Origin of the sequence: Sorangium sp. So ce363 (assembly GCF_051520435.1) — a bacterium.
Taxonomy (GTDB): Bacteria; Myxococcota_A; Polyangia; order Polyangiales; family Polyangiaceae; genus Sorangium; species Sorangium cellulosum_B.
Genome location: NZ_CP150333.1, coordinates 6,302,489 through 6,315,942 on the forward strand (window position 1 = coordinate 6,302,489; position 13,454 = coordinate 6,315,942).

Annotated in this window: 9 protein-coding genes; 4 read left to right on the forward strand and 5 right to left on the reverse strand. The window is 72.7% G+C overall.

Annotated elements, in window-relative coordinates; translation table 11 throughout:
- Positions 1-26: 26 nt before the first annotated feature.
- Entirely contained in the window at positions 27-1,031 is a 1,005-nt protein-coding gene (locus WMF12_RS23595) for a DUF2804 domain-containing protein (protein ID WP_437873726.1), read from the reverse strand.
- Between the two features lie 198 nt (positions 1,032-1,229).
- Here WMF12_RS23595 and pruA point away from each other — a divergent pair, with 198 nt between their 5' ends.
- On the forward strand, positions 1,230-2,870 hold the full coding sequence (pruA, locus tag WMF12_RS23600; protein ID WP_437873727.1) for an L-glutamate gamma-semialdehyde dehydrogenase: 1,641 nt from the start codon (positions 1,230-1,232) through the stop codon (positions 2,868-2,870).
- Positions 2,871-2,910: 40 nt separating this feature from the next.
- Here pruA and WMF12_RS23605 read toward each other — a convergent pair whose 3' ends face one another.
- On the reverse strand, positions 2,911-3,186 hold the full coding sequence (locus WMF12_RS23605; RefSeq protein WP_437555147.1) for a hypothetical protein: 276 nt from the start codon (positions 3,184-3,186) through the stop codon (positions 2,911-2,913).
- A 444-nt stretch (positions 3,187-3,630) separates the two neighbouring features.
- Between WMF12_RS23605 and WMF12_RS23610 the strand changes: the two genes are divergently transcribed.
- On the forward strand, positions 3,631-5,148 hold the full coding sequence (locus WMF12_RS23610; RefSeq protein ID WP_437873728.1) for a PPC domain-containing protein: 1,518 nt from the start codon (positions 3,631-3,633) through the stop codon (positions 5,146-5,148).
- A gap of 188 nt (positions 5,149-5,336) precedes the next feature.
- Complete coding sequence (locus tag WMF12_RS23615) at positions 5,337-7,484, forward strand: M3 family metallopeptidase (RefSeq protein ID WP_437873729.1); 2,148 nt, start codon at positions 5,337-5,339, stop codon at positions 7,482-7,484.
- Between the two features lie 114 nt (positions 7,485-7,598).
- Here the strand turns inward: WMF12_RS23615 and WMF12_RS23620 are convergent, their stop codons facing one another.
- Positions 7,599-10,400 (reverse strand): tetratricopeptide repeat protein, encoded by a 2,802-nt coding sequence (locus WMF12_RS23620; RefSeq protein WP_437873730.1) that lies wholly within the window; start codon positions 10,398-10,400, stop codon positions 7,599-7,601.
- A 274-nt stretch (positions 10,401-10,674) separates the two neighbouring features.
- On the opposite strand from WMF12_RS23620, the gene WMF12_RS23625 reads away from it, so the two are divergent.
- Positions 10,675-10,863, forward strand: coding sequence for a hypothetical protein (locus WMF12_RS23625; protein ID WP_437747878.1), 189 nt, complete (start codon positions 10,675-10,677; stop codon positions 10,861-10,863).
- A 14-nt stretch (positions 10,864-10,877) separates the two neighbouring features.
- On the opposite strand, the gene WMF12_RS23630 is transcribed toward WMF12_RS23625, so the two are convergent.
- Together WMF12_RS23630 and WMF12_RS23635 are read right to left on the reverse strand one after the other, a co-directional pair.
- Positions 10,878-12,221 carry a serine/threonine-protein kinase gene (locus tag WMF12_RS23630; RefSeq protein ID WP_437873731.1) on the reverse strand — a complete coding sequence of 448 codons (1,344 nt, stop codon included), beginning with the start codon at positions 12,219-12,221 and terminating at the stop codon, positions 10,878-10,880.
- Positions 12,218-13,441, reverse strand: a complete 1,224-nt coding sequence (locus WMF12_RS23635) for an FHA domain-containing protein (protein WP_437873732.1) — start codon at positions 13,439-13,441, stop codon at positions 12,218-12,220. Before WMF12_RS23635 ends, WMF12_RS23630 begins: the two co-directional genes overlap by 4 nt.
- Between the last annotated feature and the right edge of the window lie 13 nt (positions 13,442-13,454).

Here is a 13,454-nt window from a genome sequence, read left to right on the forward strand (position 1 = left end):
GAGCCGCGACCTCGACCCGCCGGCCCCTACCAGGTGATGTCCTGGTCCTCCGTGACGCCGAGGACGTCACGGAGCTCGAGGAGCCGCCCGTCCGGGAGGCGGATCGTGCCCGAGTAGAGGCCGATCGGCTGCATGAACTCCGACGCGAGCAAGCCGAGGTTCGTGTGGTTCGAGTGCGCCGCGCCGGGGACGAAGCGTAGATCCACGGCGCCGTCCGCGGTCCGGACGCGCCACGGGTCGAGCGGCCGCGCCGCGTCGAAGGTGAACCGGCCTTCGGCGAGCGGGATGAGCTCGCCGTCGATCCAGATCGCGCACTCGGCGTCGCCGACGAAGCCTTCGCCCAGGTTCAGGCCGACGCGCTCGCCGCTCTCCGCGCGCCCCAGCGCGAGGGCCCAGCGCCAGGTCGTGCGGCGCCGCAGGAGGCCGCCCGTGTAGTCGTAGCTGGCGATCGCTCCGTCGAGGGAGATGCGGCGACCGAGCACCGACGCCTCGCCTTCGACGCCGAGGAGCAGGCGCTTCTCGGTGGTGATCAGGAAGCCATCCGAGGCCTGCGCGATCGCCGAGAGCGCCGGCGGGGCCGCGCGGCTGTCGAGCCGCGCCTCGAGCTCGACGCCGCGGAGCGCGGCGGTCACCGCGGTCGTCGCGTCCGTGCGCGGCCGCTCGATCCGGACGCGCGCGCGGGGGAGCCACGCCCGCGCGGAGCGGCCTTCGTCGCTCGCGTCGCCCACGCTCACCGCGAAGGGCGGCCCGAACGTCGCGCGGTCCACGAGCAATCGCCGGCCTGCCTTGTCGAAGACGACGCTGAACGCGATCGACAGGTAGCCGAGGTGCACGACCGCGACGGCGACGAAGACCTCATCGGACGCGATCGCCACGTAAACCCATCGCTTGTGCTTGAGCAGCCGATCGAGCCTGCGCGGCGCGAGGAGCGCCGGGTCGACGCGCGGGAGATCGCCCCGGTAGGACCCGACGCGCGCCGCTCCCGTGCTCGGGTCGAGGATCGTATCGGGCGGCGTGGTGAGCTCGCGCATCTGACGAGAGTAGCGGCGACGTGGTCGCCGCCCAAGGCGAGCGACGCCGGAAACCTGACATCGTTAGAGTTGTGCGAATCGCGCGATATCGCGTGATTGCGCCGAGCGCTCTCCTCCGCGGCCATCTGGCTCACGCCGCGGCGGAGAGCAGCGGCGCCGGAGCCTGCGCGCCCTCGGCTCCGCCGCTAGACTCGCGTCATGATCGACGCCATCGCCACGCCCCCGAGCCCCCTGAACGAGCCCGTCCTCACGTACGCGCCTGGCAGCCCGGAGCGCGCGGCCCTCAAGGCGGAGCTCGACCGCCGGGCGCGGGAGACGATCGAGATCCCGATGGTCATCGACGGGGAGGCGATCCGGACCGGCGCGCTCGACGAGGTCCGCGCGCCGCACCGTCGCGACCTCCTCCTCGCCCGCGCCCATCAAGGCGGCGCCGAGCACGTCGCGCGCGCGATCGAGGCCGCCCGGCGGGCGCACCCGGCCTGGTCGAGGACGCCGTGGACCGAGCGCGCCGCCGTGTTCCTCAAGGCCGCCGAGCTGCTCGCGACCCGGTACCGCCCCACGATCAACGCGGCGACGATGCTCGGGCAGAGCAAGACGGCGTACCAGGCGGAGATCGACTCGGCCTGCGAGCTCATCGACTTCTTCCGCTACAACGTCCACTTCGCGCACCGGATCGCGGCGGAGCAGCCGGCGAGCGCGCCCGGCATCTGGAACCTCGCGGAGCCTCGCCCGCTGGAGGGCTTCGTCTTCGCGGCGACGCCGTTCAACTTCACCGCGATCGCGGGCAACCTGTGCGCGGCCCCGGCGCTGATGGGCAACACGGTGGTCTGGAAGCCGTCCGCGAACGCGCTGTACTCCGCGCACTTCGTGATGGATCTGTTGATCGAGGCGGGCCTCCCGCGCGGCGTCATCAACCTCGTCATGGGCCCGCCCGAGCTCGTCTCGAACGCGTGCCTCGATCATCCGGACTTCGCCGGCATCCACTTCACCGGCTCGACCGCGGTCTTCCAGTCGATCTGGCGCCGCATCGGGGAGAACATCGGGCGCTACCGCAGCTACCCGCGGATCGTGGGCGAGACCGGCGGGAAGGACTTCGTCTTCGCGCACGCGAGCGCCGACGTCGACGCGCTCGCGGTGGCGCTCGTCCGGGGCGCCTACGAATTCCAGGGGCAGAAGTGCTCGGCCGCGTCGCGCGCGTACATCCCCCGCTCGCTCTGGCCGGCCCTCAAGGACCGGCTCGTGGGCCACATCCGGGCGATCCGCGTGGGGGACGTCGCCGACTTCCGCAACTTCATGGGCGCGGTGATCGACGAACGAGCGCACGCCCGGCTCACGGGGCGGATCGCCGCGGCGAAGTCGGACGCGGCGTGCTCGATCGTGTGCGGCGGCGGCGCGCGCGCGCACGACGGGAGCGACGGCTGGTTCGTCGAGCCGACGCTGATCGAGACCACGGATCCGCGCCACCCGCTGATGGCGGAGGAGCTGTTCGGGCCGGTGCTCACGGTCTGGGTCTACCCCGACGGCGAGGAGCACAGGGCGCTCGCGCTCTGCGACGAGACGTCGCCGTATGGCCTGACCGGCGCCGTGTTCGCGCGGGATCGGGCGTTCATCGAGGCGGCGAGCGACGCGCTCCGCTTCGCCGCGGGCAATTTCTACATCAACGACAAGCCGACCGGCGCCGTCGTCGGGCAGCAGCCGTTCGGCGGCGCGCGCGCCTCCGGCACGAACGACAAGGCGGGCAGCCTGTTCAACCTGCTCCGCTGGGTCTCCCCGCGGGTCGTGAAGGAGACGTTCGCCCCGCCGCGCGCGGTCGCCTATCCGTTCATGGCGGCCGAGTAGGAAGCGCGCCCCGCGCCGGAGAGGGGGCGGGCCTCGTCGATCAATCCTCCGGCGAGTAGTCGCAGACGCCACCCGCGAGATCGGCGCAGGACCGGTCCTCCTCCTCGTAACACTCGGCCGTGCGCTCGATGGCCGTGGCATAGGACGCGCGGTCGGACAGCTCGAGGCACAGCGCGACGCACGTGTCCTTTCCAGGGCTGTCGGTCTGGCACTCGGCGTTCTTGGTGCAGACCACCTCGCACGCGTCGATGTCCGACGAGCATCCAGGGGTGGGAGCGAAGAGCAGCAGGGCCAGGACGAGCGCGGGACGGGGCATGGCGAAAGCTCCAGCGGCCATCGGAGCACGCGGCCGAGCCGGCGGCGAGAGGCGAGCAGGGGGCGGCCGCGCGGCGCCGGCTCGCCCCTGCCCCGGATCCCTGCTGGAAGCGCGCGCCGCCAGAGGCGCATCGAGCTGGTGAGCCCCCCCGCGAACTCCGTGTTCCGCCCGAGTCGTCAAGCGCACCAACGAAGTTGGGGTCTCTTCTCAGGGAGTCATGCCCGGAGCCATTGCCATCCGACGCGCTAACCACCGAGCTCTACAGGCCGATCCGACCTCGGCCATTCGGCTGTGGAGCAGCACCCGGCCATTACGTATGCTCCAGATCTCCGCCCGTCAAAAGCGTGCGCTCCCATGGCGCGCAGGACGAGCAGAAGCGTAGGTGTATATTTCCCACGCCGCTACACCAGGAGTCGCTGTGGGATAGCAAACGTTGGAGGTGCCATGAAGTCGATGCATTTTCTGGGTTTCTTCGTGCTCAGCACGATCGCTGCGACCGCCGCAGGCTGCGGCGGAGACGACGAGGGCGACGGAGGCGGCGGCGGCGAGGGAGGAGCCGGAAGCACCGCGACGTCCTCCGCGACCACCGGCCCCGCCGCCGGCAGCACCTCCACGGGCTCAGGCGAGGTGGACGACGGGAACGACAGCCCCGAAGAAGCGGAGCCGATCCAACCCGAGGACGGTTGGCTCGAGGGGACGCTCGATCCGCTGGAAGAGGACGCTGACTACTACAGCTTCACCGGAGCCAAGGGGCAGCCGGTGTACATCCTGAGCGACGCGAGGCCTTCGGATGACGAGAGGGATCCGACATACCCAGATACCGTCATCACGCTGCTCGACGCCGACGGGAACCAGCTCGCGCAGAACGACGACCCGGCCCTGGGCTTCACCAATGACAGCGAGCTGCTCACCGTCCTGCCAGCAGACGGCGAATACTTCATCGTCGTCCAGGATTGCAACGCCGCCTTCCCGCAGTTCGCCTTCCCGAACGGCTGCTTCGACCCCGCCGAGGTCGTGAGCTTCGACTACGGGGTGGCGCTCCTCTCGCTCGATCCGGCGGAGAGCGATACCGACAGCCTCATCGGCGACATCGAGCCCAACAATGACGCCGAGCAGGCCGTGCAGCTGCACTATGAGCTGAACAACGACGAGTCGGGCTACTTCACCACCTTCGCGTTCGGCAGCTTCGAGAACGCGACCGACGTCGACGTGTATTCGTTCACCCCGCCGGAGACCCCGGCGGTCGACAACGTCATCCTCGCCCAGCTGATCGCCGACCAGCCGACAGGGATCGAGGGCAACGGCTCGACGGTGAACGTCAGCGAGATCGCCGTGTTCGCTTCGACCGATCTGACCAACGCGTACGCGAAGGTGGACCCGACGAAGGGCGGCGATATCGCCCTCCCGGTGGAAGCCGGGCAAGAGTACTTCGTCTTCGTCAAGCGCCCTGCGGGAGAGGCAGGAAAGAACGACTTTTACATCCTGCTGCACAACCGCATGAGCTCCGATCCCCTCGAGGCCGAGGAGGAGACCAACGGTGTCGTGGAGACGCCGGAAGGCGGCCTGGTCTCCTTCGCCAACGGGGGAGGCGGCGTCAGCTACGCGATCGAGGGCCAGCTCGCCGACGGAGAGACCGCCGACGTCGACATCTATGCGGTCCCCCTCGACGACGTGGAAGAGGGCTGGACGTTCTCGGTCGTCTGCGAAGCGCAGCGCAACGGGTCTGGGGTCCGCGAGCTCAGCGCCGAGGTGCTGAACGGAGACGGCACATCGATCGACGCCGCCACCTACTCGGCCACGGAGACCGAGGACGAAAACCTGTACGTCGAGCGGGTCACGATCCCGGAGGCCCCAGCGGACAACCGGCTGCTCGTCAGGGTGTCGGCCGGAACGCCCGCCGCCGACGTGACGAGCCGAGGATACAACTGCCTCTTCGCCTACCTGCCGCCGGAGACCGAGTGAGGGTCTGAATCACCTCATGGCGTGAGCGCCCGTCTCCCGGGCGCTCGCCGCCGGGTGCTCCAGAGCACGCGGCGCCGGACCGCCCTCGAAGGCCGGCGCTGCGCGCTCCGTCGTCGGCACGCCGGGCGCGCAGATCGCCGGCGGCTCTCCCCGGGCCTCCCCGCTCCCCGTGGTATAGCCCGACCGACATGAAGGTCGGCACCACACCCGCGCGCTCAGGGCTCCTCTCGCTTCTCCTGCTCGTCGCCTGCAACGCTGGCCCCCAGACCGGCGGGGTCTCCTCGCCGGCCACGGCCGGCAGCGCCGCGCCGCAGGGGGCGACGTCGACGCCGGCGACGACCGCGCCGTCCGAGGCGCCGCCGCGCGCCGAGTTCGATCCCGTGGCGCAGGGGCTCACCGTGGAGGGCGTGAAGCAGCTCTGCGACGAGCACCTGCGCGCCGCGGAGGGGCACCTCGATGCGATCAGGGCGCTCCGGGGCGCGCCGCCGGAGAAGCTCACCTACGCCGCGACGCTCGGGCGGTTCGACGACGCCGCGCTCGAGGTGAACAGCGCGGGCGAGTTCCCGTACTTGATGGGGGTCGCGCACCCGGACGCGGCGGTGCGAGAGGCCGCGAGGCTCTGCGAGCCGAAGGTCGACAGGTTCACGACCGCGATGTGGCTGGACGCCGATCTCGCCGCCGTCATCGAGGCGTACGCCGAGAAAGGCGACGCGCGCGAGGCGTTGAACGGTGAGCGCGCCCGGCTGCTCTCCGACGTCCTCCGCGACTTCCGCCGCAACGGGCTGTCGCTGCCGGTAGACCGACAGCAGCGCCTCCGCGATGTGAACGAGCAGATCACCCGCATCGGGCAGGAGTTCATGTCGAACCTGTCCGCGTCGACCGCATCGATCGAGATCGCGCCCGCCGCCCTCCAGGGGCTGCCCAAGGAGTACGTCGCGAAGCACGCGCCCAAGGCGAACGGCAAGGTCGAGATCACCACCGACTACCCCGACTTCTTCCCGTTCGTCACCTACGCCAAGGACCGCAAGGCCGCGCTCGATCTCTACGTCCTGTTCACCAACCGCGGCGGCGAGAAGAACGTGAAGCTCGTCGATCGCCTCCTCGCGCTCCGCTCCGAGAAGGCGAAGATGCTCGGCTACAAGAGCTGGGCGGACTACGCCATCGAGCCGCGGATGGCCAAGACGAGCGGCGCCGTGCGCGGCTTCCTTGACCAGGTCAGGACCGCGCTGAAAGAGCCCGCCAAGGCCGAGTTCTCCGCGCTGATGAAGGAGCACGTGCGGCTCGGAGGCAAGCCGACCGACAAGCTCCCCCCCTCCGATCGCTACTTCCTCGAGGACCGGGTCCGCGCGTCCACGTACCAGTTCGACTCGCAGGCGCTCTCGGATTACCTCGAGCTCGGCGCGGTGAAGCAGGGGCTCATGGACATCACCGCGAAGATGTACGCCCTCGAGTACAAGGAGGTCCCCGCGAAGGCGTGGCACCCCGACGTGACCGCGTACGAGGTGCGCTCCGAGGGCAAGCTGATCGGCAAGTTCTACCTCGACCTCTACAGCAGGCCCGACAAGTACAAACACGCGGCGATGTTCACCGTGCGGACCGCGAAGCTGCTCGACGACGGGTCGTGGCAGAGCCCCGTGGCGGCGCTCGAGTGCAACTTCCCGAAGCCTGGGGCGCAGCCGGCGCTGATGTCCCACGAGGACGTGGTGACGTTCTTCCACGAGTTCGGGCACGTGCTGCACCACCTCCTGACGCGCTCGGAGCTGGCCTCCTATTCAGGGACCGCGACGGTGCGCGACTTCGTCGAGGCGCCGAGCCAGATGTTCGAGGAGTGGGCGTGGTCGCGCGAGGTGCTCGATCTGTTCGCGAAGCACCACGCGACCGGCGAGAAGATCCCGGACGCCCTCTTCCAGGCGATGACCCGCGCGCGAGGCTTCGGTCGAGCGCTCGCGACGCAGCGGCAGCTCACCCTCGCGTCGATCGATCTGGAGCTCCACACCCGCGATCCGGGCTTCGACGCGACCGTGGTCGTGGAGCAGGCGCAGCGCGCGAACGAGTCCTTCGCCTTCGTGAAGGGGACGCACCTGCAGTCGAGCTTCGGGCACCTCATCACCTACGACGCGGGCTACTACGGCTACCAGTGGGCGCTGTCGCTCTCGCGCGACGTGCTCACCCGCTTCAAGCAGGAAGGCCTGCTGAACCCCGCCGTCGCGCGCGCCTTCCGCGACGAGGTGCTCGCGAAGGGCGGCGGCGTCGAGGCGGGAGCGCTCGTCACCCGCTTCCTCGGCCGCCCGCCGAGCCACGACGCGTACCTCGCTTACCTCCGGGGCAAGGAGTGAACGGGCCGGCCGCTGCGCGGCCAGCGCTCGGAGGCGACAAGACGTGCGCCGAGCGCTCGACCGCGCAGCGGCGCAGGGTCCAGCCATCCCTGGCCGGACCCCTGACGGGAAAGCTCAGGGCTCGATCGCGACGCCGAGCTCCTCGCGCAAGGCGTGGTAGGCGTCCGAGACCGTGAACGAGAGGAGATCGCCGATCTTCTCCTCGGCCGTCAGCACGCCCGGCGCGTCCCCCCGCGAGAGCGACGACGCCGCCACCGAGAGATCGCCGGTCAGCAGATAGCCGACCCGGGCAGCGCACCGCTCGACCGATCCCACCCAGTGCGCGAGATCGAGCGGCGCGCGGATCTCGTAGAGCTCGAACACCGCGGCCTCCAGGGCGTCACGCTCGCTCTCCGTCAGGTGCTCGTCGAGGAGGGGCACCAGCGCGAGCACCGCGCCCTCGAGGTCGGCGGGGACGAGCTCCGACGGCCGCGCCACCTTCACTGCTGCGGCCAGACAGACGCCGAGCTCCTCGAGCGACGGGAAATGCAGCAGCAGCCGGTGCGGGCCGACGTGGTACGCGACGTGGCTGCCCACCAGGAACGCGAGCTCGGCCGCCGTCCTCCCGCGGAGCGCCTCGCCACCGACGAGGACGCTCGGCTCCTCGACCGGCACCGCGGCGACCGCGATCGGCGCGTCCTTGCGGAGGTAGACCGCCGGCGCGGCGATCCCGAGACACCGGCTCGCCCACGAGAACAGGCGAACCACGCCCGCCGCGTTCCGCTCCGCGTCGGCGCGCGCGGCCGGATCGAGCTGGGGAACCCGCTTCTCCCGCGCGCGCTGGGCGAACCGCGCGCGGATCGCCGCGCCGGCGACCGACGCGAGGACCTCCTCGAGCGCGCGATCGCGATCGCCCGCGCGCAGGAGGTCCCACGTCGCGACGCTCAGCCCGCGCGCAGGCTGGACGAGGCCCGCCGGGCGGTGCTCCTCGAAGATGAAGCGCTCCCGCGCCTCGGCCGCGCCGAGGTAGACAGCCACGCTCGCCGCGGACCACGCCTGGTCGACCCACCTCAGCTTCTGGAACGTGTCGAACAGGTCGTGAAACACCTGGACGTTGCCGGGATCGAGCACCGCCGCGGCCTGGAGGTGCGCGGCGGCGCGCTCGAGCCGGCCGGCGGTCCGCGCGAGCGACGCCGCGCTGAGCCGCCCCGGGACGTCGTCCGGTCGCTCGTCCACCGCGCCCTCGAACGCCTCCAGCGCGGAGCTGGGATCCTCGAGGTGATCGCGGAAGAGCATGCCGAGGCGGCGGCAGAGCTCCCAGGTGACGTCGCTCCGGACGCGCAGGTCGGCGATGCGATGCGCCCGCTCGAGCATCCGCCGGTACGCGAGCTCAAGCTCGCCCCATTCCTGCCGCGCCGAGAGGAGGATCGCGATGAGAGAGAGCGGATCGAGGAACGTGGGATCTGCGTCCAGCGCGCGCTCGAGCAGCTCGATCCCGTCCCGCTCCCGCGTGACCTCGGTCAAGGTCGCGCGGGCCTCGCCCTGCATCGCGGTGCGCGCGAGCTCCAGGAGCGCGACCGCCCGCTCCCTGGGCTCCTCCATCCGCTCGATGAGGCAGCGGCGCGCCTCGATCGACGCCTCGACGTCGCCCGCGGCCTGGTAGAGCCGGCCCAGGCCGCGCAAGACCGCGGGGTCGTCGGGGCGGAGCTCCCGCGCCCGCTCGAGGAGCTCCAGCGCGCGCGCCGGCTCCCCGACGATGCTCTCCCAGCGCTCTGCGAACTGGACGAGGAGCCCGAAGCGATCGCCGTCCCCCTCGACGCGTGTGAGCAGCCGCTCCTCCGCGATGCGCAGCCGGACGAAATCGCGCCCGGCGAGGTGGAGCTCGACCAGGGCTTCGAGCGCGGGCCGGTGCTCCGGCGCGAGCGCGAGCGCCTTGTCGAAGCTCTCGATCGCCTCGCGGTGCCGCTCCTGGCGCCACCTGGTCTGTGCGATGCGCAGATGCACCTCCGCGCGGGCGTCCCGGTGCGCGACGCCGACGAGCGCGAGCGCCTTCTTGTACGCCGTGAGCGCGCCCTCCAGGTCCGCGGCGGCGGCGAGCATGTCGCCAGCCGCGAGGTACTGCGCGACCGGATCGTCCGGCGCCGGCGCCGGCGTGGTGGCGGCGTCCCGCTCGTCCGCGACGACCAGCTGCGCTGCCTCGGGCCTCTCCGCCGGAGGCGCGCCCGGAGCGCCGCCGCGCGGGACGAGCACCGACAAGGAGCCCCGCCCGCCCGTCCGCGCGAAGCACGGGATGGCGCTGGCGAGCTCGGCGTTCCCCTCCACGCGGCGGAAGATCGCCTCCGCGGTGAGGCCCCGCTCCGGCTCGGCCTCGTCGAGGTGCTCGACGAAGGCGCGGGTGAGCACCGACGGCAGATCCGCGTCGAGCGAGCCGATCGGGTGGGCCGCGACGAGGAGCTCGACCCCCGTCACGGAAGACGCCACCGCCTGCTCCGCGGCGGCGACGACGGCGCGCGAGGTCGCCCCGGGGCCGTGATGGCACTCCAGGACGAAGAGCACCTCGCCGCGCGCGCGATCGCGGAACACCGCGGCGATGTCGCCCAGCGCGTCGCCCAGGCCGGGGTTCTCGGGGTCGAGGCAGAGGAAGAGCTCCCCGTCCGGCGACAGCGCGACCGCGCTGGAGGCGTAGAAGAGGAACAGGGTGGATGCATCGTCGCGCGCGGCGTCCTCCGCGTCGACCAGGGTCCTCCGCGTCGCAACGACCTCGTCGAACAGCGCGTCGAGCTGCTCCGCGAGATCCCGGGCGGGATCGACGTCGATCACCCGGAAGCCCGCATCGTCCAGCGAGAGGCGGGCCCGGATGAGATCTCCGTCGAGCGAGCCGGGCGCCGGCCGCTGATCGCGGTGCAAGCTGGGCGTGGCGACGATGGCCAAGCGCATCAGGGCGCCCTCTTCTCGTTGCGTACGCGCATGCAGGCGAGCAATCTACCCAGGGCCGCGCCCGAAGCGAAGCGGGTTGCCACGCTGCGCCGCACCACGCCGCAGCGTGAGGTCCCCCGCACGAGAGATCAGCCGGCAGAGAACAGGCATGAGCGAAGGCAGGCGTCGTTGGTGGACGGAAGCACCCCGCAGCGCACGAGCAGCTCGCGCCGCGTCAGCCGCGTCAGCCGCGTCAATTGCGCTCGCGGCCGCCCTCGCGGCCGGCTGCGGGAGCGTGTGCGACGAGGCGACCGAGCACACCGAGGAGTGCGGCTTCCACGGCAGCGGCATCTCCGCCGAGGCGTCGTGCGACGGCCGCGTCCGGTGCGCGTCGGCGTGCGCGGCGGAGGCTCCCTGCGGCGCGTTCGATGGCACCGACGCGGCCGCGCTCGATCGGTACCAGCGCTGCCTCGAAGCTTGCTGAGCCCGCCGCGGCGCTCAGCGGGCGGCCCGGACGAGCGCGGCGCCGTCCGGCGGCCGGTCGTCGTCCGGGCCGAGGCACAGCAAGGACAGCTCCTTCCAGGGAGCGAGCCCCTCGCCACCGAGCGGCTCGAGGTGGACGAGGACGTCCTCCAGCATGCGACCGAAGCCGTAGACGTCATCGCGGGGATCGCTCGCCCGCCCGGCGAGCCGCTCCGGTGAGACGTACCCTGGGCTGCCGCCGGCGGACGGCGCGCCACGCGGCCTGGCCAGCCCGAAGTCGGTGAGCACGGGCTCGCCGAGGTTGCGCAGGAGCACGTTGGCCGGCTTCACGTCCGCGTGGACGTAGCCGCGCTCATGGATTCGGGCGAGCGCGCGCGCGAGCGGACGCGCCCACCGCGCGATCGGCGCGAGCGCCGCCGCGTCGCCGGCGCGGAGCACGTCTCTCACCGACCCCCGCGCGATCCACTCGAGCGCGATCCACCCCTCCTCGGGGTCCGCGTCGAAGACCCGCACGACGCCGGGGCCCCCGAGCGCCGCGGCGAGCCGCACCTCGCGGGTGAGGTGCGCCCGGTCGCCGCCCCGCCCGTGGTAGACCTTGAACCCGATGCGCCGACCGAGCACCTCGTCCTCGGCCTCGTAGACCGCGCCGGCGCCGCCGCGCGCCACCTCCCGGAGCAGGCGGAACGGGCTCTTGCCCGCCGAGGGCGCGACCACGGTCGCGTCCTCCAGGCGAGCGACCGCGGCGGGCCGATCCGCGCCGAGCGCCGCCCGCCAGCGCTGGTGACGCTCGCGCGCGCCTGGCGCGCCGATCTCCCGGACGAGCACGCGCTCGATCGTGCCGACCGCGCGCGGGAGCTGCCCCAGCGAGGCGTAGAGATCGGCCGCGAGGACGAGGCCTTCGGTCGAGGACACCGGCTGCGCGCGCGACGCGCCCCCGCGCTCGCGCGACGCGGCGCCCTCCAGCACGGCGAGCGCGCCCTGCTCGTCGCCCCGGGCCGCGAGCAGATCCGCGCAGGCCACGCGGATCGGATCGGGCAGCACCCGCTCCTCCATCGCCGCGACGAGGTGCGCCACGGCCTCGGCCTCCCGGAGCGTCCCGCGCGCCCGCCGGAGCACGGCGATGACCTCGTCCGTCGAGGGCCCCTCCCGCGTGCCGGAGCTCCGCAGGCGCGCGATGTCGTCGCCTCCGCCTTCACGCGACGCGCGCACATGCGCCTGGGGCCGCTCCGCTCGCGCAGGATGCGCGCTGCCCCCGACGTCCACCCCGCCCGGCCCGGCGCCGCCGCGCGCGTCCGCCGGCGCACCGCCGTCCGCCGCGGCGCCGCCGAGGCGCTCCTTGATCCGCCGCCACAGGCTCACGCCGCGCCGCCCTCGGCGCCGCCGCGCCGGATCGACGGAGCCTCGCCCGCGGGGGGTAGCCGGAAGACCGCCGTCCCCCCGCGCGCCGAGGCGATCGCGTCGCCCGCGCAGAGCTCGACCGACGGCGCGAGCTGGTAGTCGCCGAGGAACGGCGGCGGCGCCCCCGGCGGCGTCTTCAGCGCGACGAACGCCGAGGCCCCCGCCCGATCGACGCGGATCCGCCAGGGACCGACCGGCAGATCGCCGAGCGGCGCCGTGAAGCGATCGCCCGCGATCTCCACCACGCACCCCTCCCCGGTCCGCGGCGTGATCGCGCACGGCACCTCCCCGCCCAGCAGGAGCTGCACGCCGCGGCCGACGGGCAGCGGCCCCGTGAGCCGCGCGCCCGCCAGCGTCGTGCCGTTGCGCGTCCCGAGATCCTCGACCTCGACGCCGGACGGGCCGCGCCGGATCCGCACGTGCGTCCTGCTGACGGCGCGGGACGCGACGACGATGGTCGCCTCGCCGCGACCGATCGTGACCTCGTCGCCGAGCGCGCACCGCAGGAGGGCGCCGCCGAGCTCGAGCGACAGGATCGGCCCCGAGAGGAGCCGCGCGCGGATCGCGCGCAGGGCGTCGGCCACTTGCTCGCCGCCGCGGTTCCCCGCGATCCAGGCCTCGGCCACCGCGATCGCCTCGCGGCGCTCCGCCATCCGGTCGAGATCCGCGATCGACCGCAGGACCGCGGCGAGCTCTCGCTGGTCCCTCTCGACGGTCATCGAGGAGCGGAGCCGCTCCTCGAGCCGCTCGATCGCGCCCGCCGCGGCCAGCACCCGCGTCTCCGACTCGGTGTCGCCCACCAGGGCGTACGCGTCGGCCGCGCGCTCGAGCTCGCCCGCCTCCTCGAGCTCGCGCGCGACCGCCAGCGCCTCGCTCCGCATCACGCTCGCGCCCCGCGCGCGCACCAGATCGAACGCGAGCAGCGCCTTGCGCCCGAGCGCCGAGCGCTTGAGCTCCGGGCTCTCCGCCATGCGGGACGCCGACGCGCAGAAGGCGATCCGCTTCTCGACGCTGCGCTCGGCGTCCGCCCGGAGGAGGAGGACCCGGGCCGCGTCGTCCGGCATCCCGGCGTCGAGGTACAGCTCGACCGCCCCCGCGAGATCGCCGGCGAGCTCCTTGGCCTCGGCCGCCCTGCGTCGGCTGTCCCCCCGCCTGAGCCCGAACCACTCAAAGAGACTCACGCAGCGCCATCCT